This window comes from Paractinoplanes globisporus DSM 43857 (assembly GCF_000379645.1).
Taxonomy (GTDB): domain Bacteria; phylum Actinomycetota; class Actinomycetes; order Mycobacteriales; family Micromonosporaceae; genus Actinoplanes; species Actinoplanes globisporus.
In genome coordinates this window covers 285,912-306,416 of record NZ_KB903356.1, presented here as the reverse complement: position 1 = coordinate 306,416, position 20,505 = coordinate 285,912, and the positions used below count along the sequence as shown (strand labels likewise).

Annotated in this window: 20 protein-coding genes; 10 read left to right on the top strand and 10 right to left on the bottom strand. The window is 70.1% G+C overall.

Going from position 1 to position 20,505, the window contains the following annotated elements:
• The first annotated feature begins 13 nt into the window (after nt 1-13).
• The 3 genes from ilvC to serA all read left to right on the top strand — a co-directional run bounded on the left by ilvC (nt 14) and on the right by serA (nt 4,123).
• Nucleotides 14-1,027, top strand: coding sequence for a ketol-acid reductoisomerase (gene ilvC, locus A3CQ_RS0147695; protein ID WP_020518071.1), 1,014 nt, complete (start codon nt 14-16; stop codon nt 1,025-1,027).
• A 165-nt stretch (nt 1,028-1,192) separates the two neighbouring features.
• A complete protein-coding gene (gene mpgS / locus A3CQ_RS56540) occupies nt 1,193-2,434 on the top strand; it encodes a mannosyl-3-phosphoglycerate synthase (RefSeq protein WP_084699526.1) in 1,242 nt (413 codons plus the stop codon).
• Between the two features lie 90 nt (nt 2,435-2,524).
• Entirely contained in the window at nt 2,525-4,123 is a 1,599-nt protein-coding gene (serA, locus tag A3CQ_RS0147685) for a phosphoglycerate dehydrogenase (protein WP_020518069.1), read from the top strand.
• On the opposite strand, the gene A3CQ_RS0147680 is transcribed toward serA, so the two are convergent.
• A complete protein-coding gene (locus A3CQ_RS0147680; protein ID WP_026207014.1) occupies nt 4,120-4,482 on the bottom strand; it encodes a hypothetical protein in 363 nt (120 codons plus the stop codon). The two genes, serA and A3CQ_RS0147680, sit on opposite strands and share 4 nt — an antisense overlap.
• Nucleotides 4,483-4,830: 348 nt before the next feature.
• Between A3CQ_RS0147680 and A3CQ_RS0147675 the strand changes: the two genes are divergently transcribed.
• Both A3CQ_RS0147675 and A3CQ_RS0147670 read left to right on the top strand, forming a co-directional pair.
• On the top strand, nt 4,831-5,856 hold the full coding sequence (locus A3CQ_RS0147675; RefSeq protein WP_026207013.1) for a 3-isopropylmalate dehydrogenase: 1,026 nt from the start codon (nt 4,831-4,833) through the stop codon (nt 5,854-5,856).
• Nucleotides 5,857-5,968: 112 nt separating this feature from the next.
• Nucleotides 5,969-7,066: a branched-chain amino acid aminotransferase gene (locus A3CQ_RS0147670; RefSeq protein WP_020518066.1), complete on the top strand. Its 1,098-nt coding sequence runs from the start codon at nt 5,969-5,971 to the stop codon at nt 7,064-7,066.
• Here A3CQ_RS0147670 and A3CQ_RS0147665 read toward each other — a convergent pair.
• Entirely contained in the window at nt 7,063-7,806 is a 744-nt protein-coding gene (locus A3CQ_RS0147665) for a tyrosine-protein phosphatase (RefSeq protein WP_020518065.1), read from the bottom strand. The two genes, A3CQ_RS0147670 and A3CQ_RS0147665, sit on opposite strands and share 4 nt — an antisense overlap.
• 198 nt (nt 7,807-8,004) lie before the next feature.
• Here A3CQ_RS0147665 and cimA point away from each other — a divergent pair, with 198 nt between their 5' ends.
• Nucleotides 8,005-9,591, top strand: coding sequence for a citramalate synthase (gene cimA / locus A3CQ_RS0147660; RefSeq protein WP_020518064.1), 1,587 nt, complete (start codon nt 8,005-8,007; stop codon nt 9,589-9,591).
• Here cimA and thrS read toward each other — a convergent pair.
• From thrS to A3CQ_RS0147630, 6 genes are all read right to left on the bottom strand, one after another.
• The gene (gene thrS, locus A3CQ_RS0147655) at nt 9,558-10,787 is read right to left on the bottom strand and encodes a threonine--tRNA ligase (RefSeq protein ID WP_040434236.1); all 1,230 of its coding nucleotides are present in this window, start codon (nt 10,785-10,787) and stop codon (nt 9,558-9,560) included. The genes cimA and thrS overlap by 34 nt on opposite strands.
• A 163-nt stretch (nt 10,788-10,950) precedes the next feature.
• A complete protein-coding gene (locus A3CQ_RS0147650; protein WP_040434209.1) occupies nt 10,951-11,481 on the bottom strand; it encodes a GNAT family N-acetyltransferase in 531 nt (176 codons plus the stop codon).
• Entirely contained in the window at nt 11,481-12,419 is a 939-nt protein-coding gene (locus A3CQ_RS0147645) for an endonuclease/exonuclease/phosphatase family protein (RefSeq protein WP_020518061.1), read from the bottom strand. The genes A3CQ_RS0147650 and A3CQ_RS0147645 overlap by 1 nt, the downstream gene beginning before the upstream one ends.
• Before the next feature lie 163 nt (nt 12,420-12,582).
• Nucleotides 12,583-13,929, bottom strand: coding sequence for a M16 family metallopeptidase (locus A3CQ_RS0147640; protein WP_020518060.1), 1,347 nt, complete (start codon nt 13,927-13,929; stop codon nt 12,583-12,585).
• A complete protein-coding gene (locus tag A3CQ_RS0147635; protein ID WP_026207012.1) occupies nt 13,926-15,251 on the bottom strand; it encodes a M16 family metallopeptidase in 1,326 nt (441 codons plus the stop codon). The genes A3CQ_RS0147640 and A3CQ_RS0147635 overlap by 4 nt, the downstream gene beginning before the upstream one ends.
• Nucleotides 15,252-15,372: 121 nt before the next feature.
• Nucleotides 15,373-15,804: a hypothetical protein gene (locus tag A3CQ_RS0147630; protein WP_020518058.1), complete on the bottom strand. Its 432-nt coding sequence runs from the start codon at nt 15,802-15,804 to the stop codon at nt 15,373-15,375.
• 124 nt (nt 15,805-15,928) lie between these two features.
• On the opposite strand from A3CQ_RS0147630, the gene arfB reads away from it, so the two are divergent.
• A complete protein-coding gene (gene arfB / locus A3CQ_RS0147625; protein ID WP_020518057.1) occupies nt 15,929-16,366 on the top strand; it encodes an alternative ribosome rescue aminoacyl-tRNA hydrolase ArfB in 438 nt (145 codons plus the stop codon).
• Between the two features lie 291 nt (nt 16,367-16,657).
• On the opposite strand, the gene A3CQ_RS0147615 is transcribed toward arfB, so the two are convergent.
• Nucleotides 16,658-17,599, bottom strand: a complete 942-nt coding sequence (locus tag A3CQ_RS0147615; RefSeq protein ID WP_020518055.1) for a hypothetical protein — start codon at nt 17,597-17,599, stop codon at nt 16,658-16,660.
• 41 nt (nt 17,600-17,640) lie between these two features.
• Complete coding sequence (locus A3CQ_RS58340) at nt 17,641-18,402, bottom strand: alpha/beta fold hydrolase (RefSeq protein ID WP_084699524.1); 762 nt, start codon at nt 18,400-18,402, stop codon at nt 17,641-17,643.
• 56 nt (nt 18,403-18,458) lie between these two features.
• Between A3CQ_RS58340 and A3CQ_RS0147605 the strand changes: the two genes are divergently transcribed.
• From A3CQ_RS0147605 to A3CQ_RS0147595, 3 genes are read left to right on the top strand one after another with little or no spacing between them, the layout of a single operon-like run.
• The gene (locus tag A3CQ_RS0147605; protein ID WP_245577677.1) at nt 18,459-19,385 is read left to right on the top strand and encodes an ABC transporter ATP-binding protein; all 927 of its coding nucleotides are present in this window, start codon (nt 18,459-18,461) and stop codon (nt 19,383-19,385) included.
• Complete coding sequence (locus tag A3CQ_RS0147600) at nt 19,385-20,227, top strand: ABC transporter permease (protein WP_020518052.1); 843 nt, start codon at nt 19,385-19,387, stop codon at nt 20,225-20,227. The genes A3CQ_RS0147605 and A3CQ_RS0147600 overlap by 1 nt, the downstream gene beginning before the upstream one ends.
• A complete protein-coding gene (locus tag A3CQ_RS0147595) occupies nt 20,227-20,481 on the top strand; it encodes a helix-turn-helix transcriptional regulator (RefSeq protein WP_020518051.1) in 255 nt (84 codons plus the stop codon). Before A3CQ_RS0147600 ends, A3CQ_RS0147595 begins: the two co-directional genes overlap by 1 nt.
• The last annotated feature ends 24 nt before the right edge of the window (nt 20,482-20,505 follow it).

Here is a 20,505-nt window from a genome sequence, read left to right as displayed (position 1 = left end):
AGGAAGGTAAGTAATGACCGCGGAAGTTTTCTACGACGACGACGCCGACCTGTCGATCATCCAGGGTCGCAAGGTGGCCGTGATCGGCTACGGCAGCCAGGGGCACGCGCACTCGCTGTCGCTGCGTGACTCGGGCGTCGAGGTGGTCGTCGGCCTGCAGGAGGGTTCGAAGAGCCGGGCCAAGGCCGAGGAGCAGGGCCTCGAGGTCAAGACCCCGGCCGAGGCGTCCGCCTGGGCCGACGTGATCATGGTGCTCGCGCCGGACACCGCCCAGCGCAAGATCTACGCCGAGTCGATCGCCCCGAACCTGTCCGCCGGCAAGGCGCTGTTCTTCGGCCACGGCCTGAACATCCGGTTCGAGCTGATCAAGCCGCCGGCCGACGTGACCGTGGCGATGGTCGCCCCCAAGGGCCCCGGCCACCTGGTGCGCCGTCAGTACGTGGACGGCAAGGGCGTGCCGTGCCTGGTCGCCGTCGAGCAGGACCCGACCGGCCAGGGCCTCGCGCTCGCTCTCTCCTACGCGAAGGCGATCGGCGGCGCCCGCGCCGGCGTCATCAGGACCACCTTCAAGGAGGAGACCGAGACCGACCTGTTCGGCGAGCAGGCCGTGCTCTGCGGCGGCACCGCCGCGCTGGTGCAGACCGGTTTCGAGGTGCTGACCGAGGCGGGCTACGCCCCCGAGATCGCGTACTTCGAGTGCCTGCACGAGCTCAAGCTCATCGTCGACCTGATGTACGAGGGCGGCATCGAGCGGATGCGCTACAGCGTCTCGGACACCGCCGAGTTCGGCGACTACACCCGTGGCCCGCGCGTCATCAACGCGTCGGTGAAGCAGGAGATGAAGAAGATCCTGTCCGAGATCCAGTCGGGCGAGTTCACCCGCGAGCTGATCGAGGACGACGACAACGGCCGCCCGCTGATGACCAAGTACCGGGAGCAGGCGTCGCAGCACCCGATCGAGGTCACCGGCCGCAAGCTGCGCGGCATGATGAGCTGGGTCGATCGCCCCATCACGGAAACGGCCTGACGCACTTCACAGCGCCCGGTTTTGGCCCTTATGTCGGGCTGAAACCGGGCGTTGTCGTTGAGCTGAAACGTCCACGTTACGTGCCGCTTACCTGGTTGGCGTCGAAATAGAATTGTGCGTCGTTCGGGTACTTGAAGATGGTCTTCGGCGGGTATCTTCGGCCGCATGCGACTGGCTGATTCTTTCCGGAGCGAGCGCTTCGGTGCGGTTCGTATTCACGAGCTGCAGCGGGTCATCGAGCTGGATTCGGGCACGTCGACGGGGGCCGGCAGTCGTATTGTGGCCTCCGACGCTTTGCGCGCCATCGAATCGCAAATGGTAATCGTGGTCCCGTGCATGAATGAGACACGCGGCGTCATCGAGGGAGTGCTCTCCGGCATTCCCCACGACTGCCTGATTGTTCTCGTGTCGAACAGCGACCGTTCCCCGGTCGACCGGTACGAGATAGAGGCGCAGACCGTCGAGCAGTTCTGCCGGCTCGCCGGCCGGTCGGCCATCGCCGTCCACCAGCGCGATCCGGGGGTGGCCGGCGCGTTCAAGGCGGCCGGCATGCCCGAGCTCATCGACGACGAGGGGCTGGTGCGCGCCGGCAAGGGCGAGGCCATGCTCATCGGGATGGCCCTGGCCGCGATGACCGGCCGCCGCTACCTGGGCTACGTGGACGCCGACAACTACGTGCCCGGGTCGGTCCACGAGTACTGCAAGGTCTACGCGGCCGGGCTGCACCTGGCCGACTCGCCGTACTCGATGGTCCGGATCTCCTGGCATTCCAAGCCCAAGCTGCGCGACAACCGCCTGTTCTTCAGCCGCCGCGGCCGCAGCTCGGCCATCACCAACGAGTGGCTCAACCGCTTCCTCGCGGAGTACTCCGGCTTCGGCACCGAGGTGATCGCCACCGGGAACGCGGGCGAGCACGCAATGACCCTCGACCTCGGGCTCAAGCTGCGCCTGGCCGGCGGTTTCGCCGTCGAGCCGTACGAGTACCTCGACCTGTTCGAGCAGTTCGGCGGCGTGCTGGAGAGCACGAACGCCGACGTCATGGCCAACTCGGTTCCGGTGCTGCAGATCGAGACCCGCAACCCGCACTTCCACGACAACAAGGGCGAGGAACACGTGCAGGGCATGCGGATGCAGGCCCTCAACGTCCTCTACCACTCGCCGGTGACGCTGCCGGCCGTGCGCCAGGCGATCGTCGACTTCATGGTCGAGCAGGGCGCGCTCGGCATCGGCCAGGAACCGCCCCGGGAACGGGTCTACCCGCCCGTCGGCACGCTCGACCTCGACCTTCTGTACGACGCGCTGGATGCCGAGGCGCTCAGCTTCCGGCAGCCCGACGGGCGGGCGGCCGAGGGTCTTTCCGCGGCGCCGCCGATCGATCGCAGCGCTATCCCACGCCGGGTCGCGTAACTAGTGATATGTGACGCCTCTCACAAACACATGACGTAACGGCGGGAGTCGGCGGCACGATATCGGGGCCGCGAACCGGATGGAGGCGCATTGACTCCCGTCGTTCTGATCGCCGAGGAACTCGCCCCGTCCGCCATCGATGTGCTCGCCTACGACTTCGACGTCCGCCACGTCGACGGCACCGATCGTCCGGCCCTGCTGCAGGCCGTCGCCGAGGCCGACGCGCTCATCGTGCGCAGCGCCACCCGGGTCGACGCCGAGGTGATCGCCGCGGGCGCCGCGCTCAAGGTGATCGCCCGGGCCGGCGTCGGTCTCGACAACGTCGAGGTGCCGGCGGCCACCGCCCGCGGCGTCATGGTGGTCAACGCGCCGACCAGCAACATCGTCTCGGCCGCCGAGCAGGCCATCGCGCTGCTGCTGTCGGTCGCCCGGCACACGGCCAGCGCCAGCGCGTCGCTCAAGGGCGGGCAGTGGAAGCGGTCCCGCTACACCGGCGTCGAGCTGCAGGGCAAGACCGTGGGCGTGGTCGGGCTCGGCCGCATCGGGGTGCTGTTCGCGCAGCGCATGGCGTCCTTCGGCACCCGGCTGATCGCGTACGACCCGTACATCCAGCCCGCCCGGGCCGCCCAGCTCGGGGTGCGGCTGGTCGGGCTCGAGGAACTGCTGCGGGAGAGCGACTTCATCTCGGTGCACCTGCCCCGCACGCCCGAGACGTTCGGCCTGATCGGCGAGAAGGAGCTGGCCCTGGTCAAGCCGGGCGTACGGATCGTCAACGCGGCCCGCGGCGGCCTGGTCGACGAGCAGGCGCTGGCGATCGCGCTGCGCGAGGGCCGGGTGGCCGGGGCCGGCCTCGACGTCTTCGTCACCGAGCCGACCACCGAGTCGCCGCTGTTCGGCTTCGAGAACGTGGTGGTCACCCCGCACCTGGGCGCCTCGACCGTGGAGGCGCAGGACAAGGCCGGCCTCTCGGTGGCACGCAGCGTCAAGCTCGCGCTGCAGGGCGAGTTCGTGCCCGACGCGGTGAACGTGCAGGCCGGCGGCGTGGTCGACGAGGACGTCCGCCCGTTGTTGTCGCTCGCCGAGAAACTCGGCCGGGTCTTCACGGCGGTGGCCGGGGGAGTGGCGGCGAGCGTGACCGTCGAGGTGCGCGGCGAGATCGTCTCGCACGACGTCGGCGTGCTCCGGCTGGCCGCCACCAAGGGCCTGTTCGCGTCCGTGGTCGACGAGCGGGTGACCTACGTCAACGCCCCGCAGCTCGCGGCCGACCGGGGCGTCGAGGTGGAGCTCCTGGTCAGCGACGAGCCGGCGGAACATCAAAACCTGGTGACCGTACGCGGAGCGCTGCCCGACGGCCGCACCGTGAGCGTCGCCGGCACCCTCACGCTGACCGCGACCCGCGAGATCAGCAAGCTCACCGGCGTCGACGACTTCGACCTCGACCTCACGGCCGACGGAGTGCTGCTGTTCTTCCGCTACAGCGACCGCCCCGGCGTGATCGGCGCGATCGGCACGCTGCTCGGCGAGTCGGGGGTGAACATCGCCGCCATGCAGGTGGCCCGGCGCGAGGCCGGTGGCGAGGCGCTGATGACGCTCACCGTCGACTCCTCGGTCGACGCGGAACTGCTCTCGGCGGTGGCCGCGGCGATCGGCTCGTCCCGCGGCAGCGTGGTCGACCTGCGCGCCCTCTAGCGCACCCGGGCCGGCGGGGGATACACCGTGCCGTCCTGCAGGTCGAGCAGGTCGAGGTTGAGCTCGGCGGCCAGCCGCTCGATCGTCTCGAGCACCACGTCCGGGCAGGCCTCGTCCAGTCGCATCTCGATGTGGTCGGCCGCGGCGTGCAGCGGCGCCACCGCCCACGGCGAGCCGGGCGCCGAGGCGCGCGGCCCACGATCGGGATAATCGCTGGTCAGGGCATCATAGAAGGCGACGACGCGGGGGTCGGCCGGGCGCTGCGGGTGCTCTCCACGCGCACAGCGCGCGTTGGCGGCCCGCACGGCGTCCGGCGGGTCCGTCATGTCCATCGCCCACACCACTAGGTCGAAACTCACCGGCGCATGGTGCCATCACTGAGCGCGACACGCGGGAACAACCGCGCCGACACGCGGGGGATGCGTCTTGCGCGTCTTTAGTCCGCATCGCTAGCGTTGTCCCTGCCGCACGGCCCGCCGGTGGGCTCGTCTTCGGGTGACGCGTCCACCGCTGCGCGCCGTGAGGCTGTGTGATCCGGCGGGACCGAGCCACGCGTACTCGTCGCAACAGCCCCCGCACCGAATTGCCGCGGTGCGGGGGCTGTTCTCCCCTCACGCCGTTCACTTCTTGGGACCGCGTTACCGAAGATCGGGACGCGGGGCTAGCCTGGTCGGGTCTTCGAAGAGCTGAGGGAGCCTGACGTGAGCGTGGCGCGGATCGCGGTGGTGGCCGGCGACGGCATCGGGACCGAGGTGACCGCCGAGGCCCGCAAGGTCATCGAGGCCGTGCTCCCCGGCACCGAGTTCGACGACTACGACCTCGGCGCCCGGTTCTACAACCGCACGGGCGAGGTCCTGCCCCAGGTGATCGAGGACGAGCTGGCCGCCCACGACGCCATCCTGCTCGGCGCGATCGGCGACCCGAGCGTGCCGCCGGGCGTCCTCGAGCGCGGCCTGCTGCTCAAGCTCCGCTTCGACTTCGACCAGTATGTAAATCTTCGCCCCTCCAAGCTCTGGCCCGGCACCACCAGCCCGCTGGCCGGCCTGAAGCCCGGCGAGATCGACATGGTCGTGGTCCGCGAGGGCACCGAGGGCCTCTACGTCGGCGCCGGCGGCGTCCTGCACAAGGACACCCCCGCCGAGATCGCCACCGAGGAAAGCCTGAACACGCGGCACGGCGTCGAGCGGGTCGTGCGGGACGCGTTCGCCCGCGCCCAGCGCCGCGAGCGCCGCCACCTCACCCTGGTGCACAAGACCAACGTCCTGACCAAGGCCGGCAGCCTCTGGGCGCGCACGTTCGCCGCCGTCGCCGCCGAGTTCCCCGAGGTCACCACGGAATACCAGCACGTCGACGCGGCCTGCATGTTCATGGTCAGCAACCCGCAGCGGTACGACGTGATCGTGACCGACAACCTCTTCGGTGACATCATCACCGACATCGCCGCTGCCGTGACCGGCGGCATCGGCATGGCGGCCAGCGGCTCCGTCAACCCGGAGCGCAAGTACCCGTCGACCTTCGAGCCGGTGCACGGCTCCGCGCCGGACATCGCCGGCCAGGGCATCGCCGACCCGGCCGCCGCGATTCTCTCCGCGTCGCTGCTGCTCGAGCACCTCGGCCACCAGGACGAGGCCCGCCGAGTATCGGAAGCGGTCGCCGCCGAGGTCGCGTCCCGCGCCGCGGGCGCCTCGCTGCGTACCGCCGAGGTCGGCGACCGCGTCGCGGCCGCTCTCTGACCTACTCCCGGGTCACTTCACCCCCGTTGTCTTAACGGCCGTTCGGGGTATCTTCGTGGCACTGAGCTGAAGCGTGCCCTCATTCTTTTTCAGATAGGCAGGTCTATTCGCCATGAGTGGTGGTGACAACCTCGACTTCGAGATCCGTCCGAACCCGGCCCCGGTGAGCGTGGCCGAGCGCGATGCGCTGCTGGTCAACCCCGGTTTCGGCCGCGTCTTCACCGACCACATGGTCACGGTGCGGTACGCGGACGGCAAGGGCTGGTACGACGCCCGCGTCGAGGCGCGCGCTCCGATCTCGATCGACCCCGCCTCCGCGGTGCTGCACTACGCGCAGGAGATCTTCGAGGGCCTCAAGGCGTACAAGATGGCCGACGGCGGCGTCGCCATGTTCCGCCCGGACGCCAACGCCGCCCGCTTCGCCCAGTCCGCCCAGCGGATGGCGATGCCGGCCCTGCCCGGCGCCACGTTCCTCCAGTCGCTGCGCGAGATCATCCGCATCGACCGGGACTGGATCCCGCAGAGCGACGAGGGCAGCCTCTACCTGCGCCCCTTCGCGTACGCGAGTGAGGTCTTCCTCGGTGTGCGCCCCTCGCTGGAATACCTGTACCTGGTGATCGCGTCCCCGGTCGGCGCCTACTTCTCCGGCGGGGTGAAGCCGGTCTCGGTCTGGGTGAGCCCGGACTACACGCGGGCGGCCCCCGGCGGCACCGGCGCGGCGAAATGCGGTGGCAACTACGCGGCCGGCCTCTCGGCCCAGGCCGAGGCCATCGAGCACGGCTGCGACCAGGTCGTCTACCTCGACGCGGTGCAGCGGAAATACATCGACGAGCTCGGCGGCATGAACGTCTTCTTCGTGCTCGACGACGGCAGCCTGGCGACGCCGCCGCTGACCGGCACGATCCTGCCCGGCATCACCCGCGACTCGGTGATCAGGCTGGCCGAGCGGGCCGGCCGCCGCGTCGTGGAGCGGCCAGTGAGCATGGACGAGTGGCGCGAGGGCGCCGCCTCGGGCGCGATCCGCGAGGCGTTCGCCTGCGGCACGGCCGCCGTGATCACCCCGATCGGCACGGTCAAGTCGCCCGACTTCGAGTTCACCGTGGCCGGCGGCGGTTCCGGCGAGGTCACCATGGGCCTGCGCAAGGAGCTCGTCGACATCCAGCGCGGCCGGGCCGCCGACCCCTTCGGCTGGGTGCACCGCGTTCTCTAGCCCTCCAGCAGGTGCCCGCGCATCGCCGCGACCTCGTCGTCGGTGAGGCCGATCTCGCGGATGTACTCCTCGACCGAGCCGTGCAGCGCGCGCAGGTCGTCGAGGAACATCAGCATGGCGCCGGGCGGCGAGTCGAACATGTGCTCGTTGCCCCGTACCACCTCGGGGTTCTTCTTGAGCAGGTACTCGGTGAGCGGCCGCATCGCCTCGGTGGTCAGCGCGTAGTCGGCGGCGATGTCCTCGTCGGACACCCCGAGCAGGGCCAGCGTCAGCGCGCAGACCGTGCCGGTGCGGTCCTTGCCGGCCATGCAGTGCACGATCACCGGCGCCCGCGACGGGTCGGCGATCACCCGCAGCGAGGCGAGCAGGGCCTCCCGGCCGTCCTCGGCGAAGTTCAGGTAGCGATCCGCGAGCCAGCGATCCTGCCGCGCCTCGTCGGGCTGCTCGATCCCTTCCCAATCGATGTGCTTGAGCACCAGGTGGAGGTAGTCCAGGCCGTACCGCTCGGGCACGCGGCCGAACCGCTCGACTTCGAACGGCCGTCGCAGGTCGATCACTGTACGGACCCCGAGCTGGGCGAACGCCTCGTTGTCGGCGTCGCCGAGGCGGTGCAGCGCGTCCGCGCGGAACAGCCGCCGCCAGCGCACCGTGCGACCGTCGAGACCGGTGTATCCGCCGACGTCGCGGAAGTTGTAGGTAGCGGAGAAACCGAGGTTCCGGGGGTATGAGTCGGTTACCACACCACCGAATCTAATCTCGATAGGTGGAACAAGGCTTCCCACGAGGGCCGTTAGTGGCATGCTTCATCCCGTGACCCATCTCGTGCTCATTATTGGCACCTAGCGCGCCGGCTGACCTCTCGCCGACGCGCAGACCTCCCGCAGCCGCGGGGGGTCTTTTTGTTGGGTCCTCACAATCCTCCGAAGGGAAACCGCGCCATGGACTACCAGGTCTTCGACACCACGCTGCGCGACGGGGCACAGCGGGAAGGGATCAGCTACTCAGTCGCCGACAAGCTGGCGGTCGCGCGGCTGCTGGACGAGTTCGGCGTGGGCTTCATCGAGGGCGGCTGGCCCGGCGCCATGCCCAAGGACACCGAGTTCTTCGAACGGGCGAAGACCGAGCTCGACCTCAGGAACGCGCTGCTCGTCGCGTTCGGCTCGACCCGCAAGGCGGGCGTCGACGTGGCCAAGGACCAGCAGGTCCAGGCGCTGCTGGACGCCGGAACCCCGGTGGTCTGCCTGGTCGCCAAGTCGGACATCCGGCACGTCGTACGGGCGCTGCGCACGACCGGCGAGGAGAACCTCGCGATGGTCCGCGACACCGTCGCCTACTTCGTCGAGCACGGCCGCCGGGTCTTCCTCGACTGCGAGCACTTCTTCGACGGCTTCCGCTACGACCCGGCGTACACGGCGAGTGTGGTGAAGGCCGCGTTCGAGGGCGGCGCCGAGCGGGTCGTGATGTGCGACACCAACGGCGGCATGCTCCCCTCGATGATCACCAAGGCGGTCGAGGAGGTCGTCGAGCGCACCGGCGTCAGCGCCGACCGGCTCGGCATCCACTGCCAGAACGACACCTCCTGCGCGGTCGCGAACACGATCGCCGCGGTCGAGGCCGGCGTGAAGCACTTCCAGTGCACCGCGAACGGGTACGGCGAGCGCCCCGGCAACGCCGACCTGTTCGCCACGGTCAGCAACGTACAGCTCAAGCTCGGGCTGCAGGTCCTACCGGACGGCTGCCTCGAGAAGGCGGCGCGGGTCTCCACCGCGCTCGCCGAGATCGCCAACATCGCCCCCGACACCCACCAGGCCTACGTCGGGGCCGCGGCTTTCGCTCACAAGGCGGGGTTGCACGCGAGCGCGATCAAGGTGGATCCGCTGCTCTACAACCACGTCGACCCGTCGGTTGTCGGCAACGACATGCGGATCCTGGTGACGGAGATGGCCGGCCGGGCCAGCATCGAGCTCAAGAGCCGCGAGCTCGGACTTGACCTGGCCGGCCACCCGGACGCCCTCTCCACGATCACCCAGAAGGTGAAGGACCTGGAGGCCGGCGGCTGGTCGTTCGAGGCCGCGGACGCCTCGTTCGAGCTGCTGGTGCGAGGCGAGTTGCCGGGCGAGGGCTACCTGCGCCCGTTCACGCTGGAGTCGTACCGGGTGCTGGTCGAGCACCGCGAGGACGGCTCGGTGGTCTCCGAGGCGACCGTGAAGGTCCGCGTCCGCGGCGAACGCGTGATCGCCACCGCCGAGGGCGTCGGCCCGGTCAACGCGCTCGACGAGGCGCTGCGGGTGGCGCTGTCGCAGCACTACCCGCAGCTCAAGACCGTCGAGCTGACCGACTACAAGGTGCGCATCCTCGAGGGCAGCCACGGCACCAACGCGGTCACCCGGGTGCTGCTCGAGACCGGCGACCGGGAACGCGAGTGGACCACCGTGGGCGTGCACGAGAACATCGTGGAGGCCAGCTGGGTCGCCCTGGTCGACGCGCTCACCTACGGCCTGGCCAGGACGTCCACCCCCGCCTGACTGTCGGCCGCGGCGGAGGCGATCAACGCGAGCGCCTCCGCCGCCGGCATCGCCGGCAACTGACGTCCGTCGCGCAGGCGGAGAGCGACCAGGTCGTCCGCCGCCTCCCGCTTGCCGACGATTCCCACGTACGGGACCCTGCGCTCGACCGACGCCCGAATCCGCGCCCCGATCGACCCGTCGTGGTGCGCCTCGGCCCGCAGCCCCGACTCGACGGCCCGGTCCCGCAGCCTCGACGCATCGGCCGACTGCTCGGCGGACACCGGCAACACATCGAGCTGCACCGGGGCGTACCAGATCGGAAATGCTCCTTGATGCACCTCGATCAGGTGTCCGAAGAGCCGTTCCATCGAACCGGCCAGGCTGCGGTGCACCATGACCGGGCGCTCCCGCCCGCCGTCTGGGGCGATGTACTCGAGGCCGAACTGGGCCGGCTGGTGGAAGTCGATCTGAATGGTCGAGAGGCTCCACTCCCGGCCCGCCGCATCCTCGACCTGGATGTCTATCTTCGGTCCGTAGAACGCCGCCTCGCCCGGCGCCTCTTGATAGGAAATTCCGGAAATATCCAGCGCGGCGCGCAGGAAGGCCGACGCTCGCTCCCACAGGTCGTCGTTGCCGGCGTACTTCCCATCGTCACCGCGCAGCGAGAGGCGGAACGACGACGGCCGCAGGCCGAGCGCCTTGTGCGCGACGCCCATCAGGCGCAGCACCCCGGACACCTCGTCGCCGACCTGGTCGAGCGCGCAGAAGATGTGCGCGTCGTTGAGCTGGATCGAGCGCACCCGGGACAGCCCGCCCAGCACGCCCGAGCGCTCGGCGCGGTACATCGGGCCCAGCTCGGCGATGCGCAGCGGCAGGTCGCGATAGGACCGCTGCCGGGACTTGAAGATCAGCGCGTGGTGGGGGCAGAGGCTGGGCCGCAGCACGAGCTCGTCGCCGCCGAGCACCATCGGCGGGAACATGTCGTCGGCGAAGTTACGCCAGTGGCCCGAGAGCTCGTACATCTGCCTCTTGCCCATGGCCGGCGAGTAGACGTGCTGGTAGCCGGCGCGGCGCTCCAGCTCGTACAGGTAGGACTCCACCTCGTGGCGGGCCGCCGCGCCGGCCGGAAGCCAGAACGGCAGGCCCGCGCCGATGAGTGGATCGGAGTCGAAGAGGTCGAGCTCACGGCCGAGCTTGCGATGGTCGGCGTTCATGTCGGGGTCTCCCTTGAACATGGGCGAGACCCCTCGGCACCCGGGCATCTCGCCCGGGGCTGGTGGCACAGGTCAGCGACGCCGGGACTTCTCCGGCGCCGTCGTCATGAACCCGTGCATCATGCCGCCGATGGTAGGTGCGTCCCCGCGGCCCGGCATCCGATTAATCGCCCTTCTCGTCGGCGAGACGCTGGAACAGGATGTGGTCCCGCCACTCGCCGTTGATCCGCAGGTAGCGCGGGGCGAGCCCGAACCGCTGGAACCCGTTGCGGACCAGCACCCGCTGCGAGGCGGCGTTGTGCACCAGGGTGCCCGCCTCGAGCCGGTGCAGCCCCAGCTCGTCGAAGGCGAGCCGCACGATCCGCGCCACCGCGGCCGAGGCCACCCCGCGCCCGTTCGCCGCCTTGGCCACCCAGTAGCCGAGGCTGGCCGAGAGGAACGGCCCGCGGGTGATGCCGCTGAGCGTGATCCGGCCGACGATCTGGTCGTCGTCGACGATCACGTGGGCGAGGGTGGTGCCGGCCGAGCACTGCCGTAACACGTCCTCGAGGTAGGTGCGCTGGCCTTCCGGGGTGTAGTACTCCTCCGGGCGGAACGGCTCGTAGGGGGCGAGGAATTCGCGGTTGCCGGCGAGCAGCGCGGCCAGCTCGGGTGCGTCGCCCGAGGCGACGAGGCGGGTGGTCACGCCAGCCATCATGCCTTCGGCACCGTCAGCTCCGCGACGATCGCCCGGTGGTCGGTCTTCGGGACCGGGTGCACTTCCATTTCCCGTACGCCGATCCGCTTGTCGACGAGCACGTGATCGATGGTGATCTTCGGCAGGTGCCCGTGCCCGACGTAGGGCCAGGTCGGCGTGAATCCGTGGCCGGTGGCGGCGCCCGCGTCCCGGTAGCCGCTCGCGATCAGCTCGCGCAGCGGCGCGTGGTCGAGGGTCGCGTTGAAGTCGCCGAGCAGGATGCGGGGCGTGCCGTCCGGGTCGGCCTTCGGCTCGTCGGCCAGGTCCTCGCGCCAGGCCCGGCCGACCTTCACCTCCGACGGCGCGAGCGGGTGCGCGGAGCCGATGAGCAGCGCGCCTGCGCCCGGGGGCTGGATCACGCCGTACGCCTGCTGGAAACCACCCGGATTGCGCGAGCTGCGCGCCTGGCCGATGGGGAAGCGGGAGTAGAGGCCCGAGCCGGAGGCGCCGGGCTCGTCGGCGAGCGACGCGTAGGGGAGCAGCTCGTCGAGGCCGGCCTTGGCCAGCGCGTCCTTGGCGTCCGGCGTGAACTCCTGCAGCGCCAGCACGTCGACGTCGTGCTCGCGGACCAGCTTGACGACCGCGTCGGCGTCGGCGCCGCCCAGCATCAGGTTGCTGGTCATCACCCGCAGCGTGACGCCGTCCGACGGGCCGCGGCCGCCCGGGATCGCCCGGGGCAGCACGAACGCGGCGAAGGCCACCACGACGGCCAGCGCCAGGGCGGCGGCGCTCCAGCGGCGGGTGGCGAACGCGAGTGCCATCGGCAGCAGCGACCAGGCCGCGACGTACGGCGTGAAGGCCAGCAGCTGCACGAGCGGCCCGCGGTCGAGGCCTCCCAGCCGGATCGCCGCGAACAGCAGGGCGGGCAGGATCAGCAGCCAGATCAGCACGGTCATGGCAACCCTTCGTCCGCTCCGGGCCGGCCGTAGCGTCGTCGGCTCGCTCATGATCGTCATGGTGGCGAGGCTAGCCGCGGTCGGCCATCGTTCTCGCCGTACCTGCACAACATCTTCACGAGACGACAAAAGGCCCCCTTTCGGGGGCCTTTTACCATTTTCGCTAGATCTCGGCGTCGACCAGCTCGCCGATGCCGGCCGCCACCAGCTCGTCCCGGATCACCGCGGCGTCGCCCTCCACCACCAGGGTCAGGCCCTTCGGGTGCAGGTGCGCGGCCGCCGCGGCCGACACCTGCTCGACGGTCGCCTCCAGGTATTCCCGGCGCAGCGTCGCGTAGTACTCGTCGGGCAGGCCGTGCAGCACCAGCGTGCTCAGCGCCCCGACGATCGCGCCCGGCGTCTGCATCTCCACCGAGAGCTGACCGGCGCGCCACGAGCGGGCCACCGCCAGTTCCTCCTCGGTCACCCCGTCGAGCTGGGTGCGGGCGATCTCGCCGATCGTGTCGGTGATCGCCGGCACGGTCACCGCGGTCTGCACCCCGGCGGCCACCTCGAAGCGGCCGAAGCGCCGGGTCATCGCATAACTGCCACGGATGCCGTACGAGTACCCGCGCACCTCGCGGATGAGGTGGTTGAGCCGGGACGTGAACGCGCCGCCCAGCACGGTCGCCGCCAGCGTCATCGGCACGTAGTCGGGCGTGGCCCGTTCCGGCGCCCGGTGACCGATCCGCAGCGTCGACTGCACGCTGCCCGGCCGGTCGACCAGGATCACCCGGCGCTGCGCCCTCGTCTCCCAGGCCAGCGGTCCCTCGGCGGTGGCACCGGCGCCGGTCGTGCCGGCGAACGCGGCCTCGCCCAGCGCGGTCAGGTCGAGTGTGTCGAGGTCGCCGGCGATCAGCAGCACCCCGGGCTTGAGCAGCCAGGAGTCGTGGTACGCGGCCACGTCGTCGACGGTCACGGCGGCCACCGAGGTGGGATCGCCGTGCAGCGGGCGGCCGTAGCGGTCGCCGGCCCCGAACAGGTCGGCCCGCAGCGCGGCGTCGGCGCGGGGGCCGGGCTGCGCCCAGTCCATCCGCAGGGCCGTCACCTCGTCGTCGCGGACCCGGGTGACGTCCTCCGGGTCCAGGCGCGGGGTGCGGGCGGCCTCGGCGGCCAGGCGCACGGCGTCCAGCAGCAGCGGCACCGGCGCGGGGACGCTCACCCGGAACGAGTCCCAGTCGACCGACGCGGACAGCTCGGCGCCGAGGCCCTCGAGCGCGAGCGCGTAGGCCGCCGAGTCGCGGGTCTTGGTGCCCTCCTCCAGCGACTTGGCGAGCACGGTCGCGGTGCCCTCGCGGCCGGCGCTCTCGTGCGCGGCGCCCGCGTCCAGCATCAGCAGCGAGCTGGCCAGCAGCTGGCCGGGCAGGTGGGCGGCGATCACGGTGCCGCCGGCCACGCTCACCCGGCGGATCTCCGGGAACGCGTACGGGCGGGCCGCGCCGGCCGCCGGGCGGTTGGCGACGAGCGTCATGCGTCCTTACCTTCCTTGCCTTCCGGGACGTACGTGAGGGTCACCCGGGACTCGGGCTTCAGGGCGTACGCGGCGGCCTCGGTGACGTCGTCCGCGGTGATCGCCAGCCACTGCGGGAGGCGGTAGGCCACGGTCGCCGGGTCGCCGAACTGCGTCGCGTACCGGCCGAGGGTGTCGGCGCGGCCGCCCACCGTGGACATCGAGCGCCACCAGGCGGTGGTGAGCATCGCCTTGGCCCGGCCCAGCTCCTCGTCGGTGACGGGCTCGGTGACCAGGCTGCCGATCACCTCGGACAGGCCGTCCTCGAGCTCGGCCACGTCCACGCCGTCCTTGGTCGTGGCCGTGACGATCAGCGGCGCCGGCGCGTGCGCGAGGTCGACCCCGTACGAGCCGATGTAGTCGGGCTGGGCGATCCGCTTGCCGTCCGCGAGCCGCTGGTAGAGCCGGCTGCCCCGGCCGTTGCCGAGGATCGTGGCGAGCAGGGTGATCGCGTCGTACCCCTTGGTGCCGAACGGATGGGTCCGGTGCGACAGGTAGATCCGCGACGCCGGCACCGCGGCGGTGACGGTCTCGCGCACCGGCGTGGTGGCCGGCCCGGCGATGTGGCCGGCGGGCGCGGGCGGGATGTCCGGCACCGGGGCGAGCTCCCCGAAGTACTTCTCGGCCAGCCTCTTGACCTCGTCCGGGCCGGCGTCGCCGACCACCGTGAGCACGCAGTTGTTCGGCGCGTAGTACTGCTGGTGGAACGCCTTGAAGGTGTCGAGGCTCGCCGCGTTCAGGTCCTCCATCGACCCGATCGTGGCGTGGTGGTACGGGTGGCCCTCCGGGTAGAGCAGCTCCAGCAGCCGCAGCCAGGCGTCCCCGTACGGCACGTTGTCGTACCGCTGGCGGCGTTCGTTCTTCACCACCTCGCGCTGGTTGTCCAGCGTCTCCTGGGTGAGCGCCGGAACCAGCCCGCCCATCCGGTCGGCCTCGAGCCACAAGGCCAGCTCCAGGTGCTCGGACGGCATCGTCTCGAAGTAGTTGGTCCGGTCCGGGTTCGTGGTCGCGTTCAGCGAGCCGCCGTTGCCCTGCACCAGCCGCATATGCTCGGTCTTCTTGACGTGCACCGAGCCCTCGAACATCAGGTGCTCGAAGAGATGCGCGAAGCCGGTCTGCCCTGCCGGCTCGTGCCGAGAGCCCACGTCGTACCAGAGGTTGACGCAGACGACCGGTGAGCTCCGGTCCTCACTGACCACGACCCGAAGGCCGTTGCTCAGTCGCGTGGTTTCAATAGGCCACGGATAGCCGGTCGTGACAACCGGCGCGCTTGGGGACGTCACCCACCCATACTGCCTTGTCCGGCCGGTTGCCGTGCACGATCGATATCGCCGGGCGACCTGGTGGCAAGCAACGCCACGCCGGCCGCGTGCTGGAGGATGTCCGGCGACTCGCCATCAACTGCTAGCTCCGATACGGCGAGTATTCAAACTTTCGCGTCTCGCCACCGATGCAAAGTCCGTCTCTCGTGGAAAACGCCGACGTGGCGCCTCCTTCGCCCACCGTGGCCTTGGCGCGGCACGGCTTCTCATTGACGAACCCGACCCTTTCGTGCACCTCGCCGGCCAGGAGCGCCGTGACCATGCTGTTCAGATCGGCGGCGAGGGCGTCGAAGTCGGGCGAGTACACATGAGCAACGGAAAATCTCCCGAACTCGACCGTCATCTCGGTGTCCTCTTCGGAGTGGATGGTGAATCCGCACGCTTCTGCTCGAATCGGTGTCACCTTCAGCTCGCAGTAGCTCCCGTCGACCCGGCTGTCAACGGCGGCCAGTCCGGTGAGCTCCTGTTCGAGGCTGCGGGCCAGTTCAAGGAGGAATTCCGTCGACCTGCTCATCCTTACCAGTCTCCATGAATGCGAAGGAAATATTTGGCCTGGGCGCCGCCTCCGCGGGCCGCGCCCGGTCCGCGGCCCGCGCGCATGATCGATAACGCCTGGCGAGCGGGCGCCCGGCGATGCCATGCTTTGCGACGTGCTTGAGGATGTCCGGGTCAATGACCGCCTGACGATTCCGGCGGCCGAGCTTGCCTGGCGTTTCTCGCGTTCCAGCGGCCCCGGCGGCCAGGGCGTCAACACCACCGACTCGCGGGTCGAGCTGTCCTGGGACCTGGCCGGCTCGCCGCTGCTGCCGCCGGTGCTGAAGGAGCGCGCGCTCGCCCGCCTCGACTCCCGCCTCGTGCAGGGCGTGCTGACCGTCACGGCCTCGGAGCACCGCTCCCAGCTTCGCAACCGCGAGGCCGCCGCCGACCGTCTGGCCGGCCTGGTCGCCTCGGCGATCGCCCCGCCACCGCGAGTCCGCCGCGCGACCCGGCCGACGAAGGGCTCGGTCGAGCGCCGCATAGCCGACAAGAAGCGCCGCAGCCAGGTCAAGCGCGGCCGCCGCGGCGACGTCGACTGACGCGAGAGGGGCCCTGCCGGTCACCGCGGCGCGGAGAGGCTCAAGAGAGGGGACTGCCCAGCTCGAAGTAGCGCTGCCCTCCTGTCGACATGGCGTCGATCGAGGGGAGCAATCGGGTGGGCCAGCTCATCATCGGGGTGGATCCGCACAAGCGTTCCGCGACCATCGAAGTCATCGACCAGCGGGAACGCGTGCCGGGGCCGCTAGTCCGGTAGACGTTGGGTAATGGCGACCTGACCCCGCCGCGGCCGCACCACGCCGGCGTTGGGCGAGCGGCGTCCAGCCGGCGAATCAGCGGTGATTGAAGGGCGCGACCGCCTCCCGACTGCGCGCCGCCCCCTCCGGCCCGAGCAGTTCCTCGCAGACGCGAATCAAGCGCGCCCGCAAGCCGGCCGCCCGCCGCGCGAATTCCCGCTGCCGGGCTACGTATTCCGCCTTGCCTTCCGCCGTTTCGATTTTCACCGGCTCGTAGCCGTACGACGAGAGGTCGTACGGGCTGGCCTGCATGTCGAGCAGCCGGATATCCGCGGCCAGGGCGAAGCAATCCAGCGCCAGCGCCCCCGGCACCGCCGGGCCCAGTTTCTGCGCCCACTTGTGGACGTCCATGGCCGCGTGCAGGCAGCCGGGCTGGTCGAGGTCGACCTGCGTCGCCCGGGTGGGCTGCAAGCGATTCAAGCCGACGGCCTCGGGCGTGAAGAAACGGAACGCGTCGTAATGCGTACACCTGATGGGGTGTTGTTCCACGACGCGGTTGGTCTCGGCCTGGCCCAGGCGCAGGGGAAGCGGATGGCGGTGTTCCGGCGCGCGGTAGACCATCGCCCACTCGTGCAGGCCGAAGCAGCCCGAGAAGACCGGGCGGGACGCGGTGGCGGTGAGGAGGCCGTGGATGTAGCGGACACTCTCGCCGCGGGCGTGCATGAACGCGTCCTGGTCGAGCGTGACCACGCCGTCGGGGTACGTCAGGTAGAACTTCCACGCGGCCTGCTCGGCCACGCCGGACGGCGCCGGCGACAGGCCCGTCCCGATGCCGGGATGCCAGCGGCGCAGCTGGGACGGGCGGGTGCCGTAGTAGTCGTAGAGGAAGTCCTCGATCGCGTGTTTCTCGCCGGTCGCGCGCCGGGCACGATGGCCCGCGGTCATCTCGTCGGCGCGTTCGGCGTGGGCACGGGCGAGGGGCATCCAGGTGATGGAGGGCAGCGTCGTGGTGAGCACCCTCACCTGCTTGATCCCCATCGCATCAGCGTATCCAGCCGAGGCGATCAACACGATCACCGTTAGGCGCGAATGAGCTCCGCCACCGCCGTAGGGCCGTCGAGATCTGGGGCATTATGGTCGAACTCGGGCGTGATGACGCGCTTGGCGTTCGGGATGGTCTCCACGAGCACATTCAAAATCTCATGGAAGTACGCCGGGGAGCGGCCCCCGCCGAGCAGCAGTGTCGGCGCCGTGATCGCGGCATAACGGCTCCCGTCCGAGTCGAGCTCGCGCATCACCCCGGTCTCCCGGACGATCGTCGGCAGGACCTCGCGCACGGCCCGCCCCTCGGCCGTGGCGCGTTGCATCACCCACGCGATGGCGTTGACGTGCGGTCCGCTCGGCATGAGGTCGAGCCCGTGCAGAAACTGGACCATGGCCCGCGCGTCCTTGCCCTCGGCGAGCAACTGCTCGAAGCGGGGCTGCCAATCCCAGGGGATCGCGCCGTTCACGCTGACCCCGGGCTCGTATGCGATCACCCGGTCGAGATCGGTCCTGAGCGCCACGTGCAGGGCGACCAGCCCGCCGTAGCTGTGCCCGAAGAGCTGCCGGGAGCCGGTCTCCTCGAGCACCTCGAGCGCGTCGGAGATCTCCACGTCGAGCCCGTAGTCGTCGCCCTGGGCGGGACTTCTCCCCCGGCCGCGTCGTTCGATCACATGCACGGTGTACGTGCCGGACAGCGCGTCGGCCATCCGCTGGTAGTGGCGGGCGCGCCGGGTGCCGCCGGGGAGGACGACAAGACCGGGCCCGTGACCCGTACTCAGAACATCGACAGAAGCCATGCTCAGGAATGTAGTACATCTACTACAACTTTGATACTGTGCTGGACATGGGAGGAATGACTTTGACGGGGGCGCTCGACGTCGGCATGCCGGTGCCGCCCGACGAGCGGGTCATCGACGTCCGTGACCTGCGGATGCGTTACGGCACCAGGGACGTGCTCGACGGCGTCAGCTTCACGGCCCGGCGCGGCGAGGTGCTCGCTCTTCTCGGGCCGAACGGCGCGGGCAAGACGACCACGATCGAGATCCTCGAGGGTTTCCGCATGCGCTCGGCCGGCGAGGTGAGCGTGCTGGGTGTCGACCCGGCGACGGCCGGCGAGCGCTGGCGCGCCCGCATCGGCGTGGTGCTTCAGTCCTGGCGCGACCACGGCAAGTGGCGGGTTCGCGAGCTTCTCAAACATTTGGGTACGTACTACGCGCCGTACTCGACCGACCGGATCCGCCGCCCCTGGCCCGTCGACGACCTGCTCGACGTCGTCGGCCTCACCGAGCTCGGCGGCCAGCGGGTCATGCGTCTCTCCGGCGGTCAGCGCCGCCGGCTCGACGTGGCGATCGGCATCGTCGGCCGGCCCGAGCTGCTCTTTCTCGACGAGCCCACGGTCGGTTTCGACCCGGCGGCCCGCCGCGAGTTCCACGACCTGGTGCACCGGCTGACCGATGTGGACGACACGACGATCCTGCTGACCACGCACGACCTCGACGAGGCGGAAAAGCTGGCCGACCGCATCGTGATCCTGGGCCAGGGCCGGATCATCGCGGACGGCTCGGCCGACGAGCTGTCCCGGCGGGTGGCCGGCGAGACCGAGATCCGCTGGACGCGCGACGGCCAGCGCTTCGTGCACTCGGCGGTCGACGCGACCCCGTTCGTCCGGCAGCTCTTCCTGCAGTACGGGGAGGGCATCGACGACCTCGAGGTGCGGCGCAACAGCCTGGAGGACACGTACATGAAGCTGGTCCTGGAGTCGGAGGGAGAAGCCCGATGATGACTCCACTGCGGGCGGGTGTGGCTCGGGGCGGCATCGAGCTGCGGCAGACCCTGACCAACGGCATCGACCTGTTCACCTACCTCTTCCCGGCCCTTCTCCTGCTCGGGACGATCTTCTTCATGCGGGACGCGCACGTGCCGGGCACCACGTTCTCGCTCGGCGCCAGCACCCTGCCCAGCATCCTCGGCATGGGACTGGCCTTCGGCGGTCTGATGACCGTCTCCCAGCAGCTCGTGGTCGAGCGGGAGGACGGCACGCTGCTGCGGGCCAAGGCCACGCCGAACGGGATGAGCAGCTACCTGATCGGCAAGGCCGTGGTGGTCGGCGGCATGACGCTGGTCAGCCTGCTCATCCAGCTGGTGCCGGGCCTGCTGCTGGTCGGCAGCGGCCTGCACGTGAGCGCGAGCGGCTGGCTGATGCTGGCCTGGCTGGTGCCGCTGGCGTTCCTGTCGACGATGCCGATCGGCGCGGTCCTCGGCTCGATCTTCGAGAACCCGCGCAACATGGGCCTGATCATCCTGCCGATCTTCGGGCTGGTGGCGATCTCCGGCATCTTCTATCCGATCACCGCGATGCCCGGGTGGCTGCAGGGCGTCGCGCAGCTGTTCCCGATGTACTGGCTAGGGTTGGGCATGCGCTCGGTGTTCCTTCCCGACTCGCTGGCGGCCGTCGAGCTGACCCATTCGTGGCGCCACCTCGAGACGTTCGGCGTGCTGGCCTTCTGGGCGGTGCTCGGGCTGGCGCTCGCGCCCTGGATCCTGCGGCGCATGGCGCGGCGCGAGTCCGGCTCGGCGGTGGCGGCGCGGCGCGAGCGGGCGATCGCCACGATGGGCCGCTGATGAGCAGCGAGATCACGTACAACCGGATCGCGATGCTGCGCGCCGAGCGCGGCATCTCGCGGCGGCAGCTCGCCGACGCCCTGGGTGTGCACTACCAGACGGTGGGCTACCTGGAGCGCGGCGAGTTCAGCCCCAGCCTTCACCTGGCGCTGCGGATCTGCGCGTACTTCGAAGTCCCGGTCGAGGTGATCTTCTCCCTCGACCCGTTCCCCAGGCTCGGCGCGGAGTCGAACGGCGCTTCGCGACCGGCGTAGATTTCGGGAGAGGTTCTAGAAGAT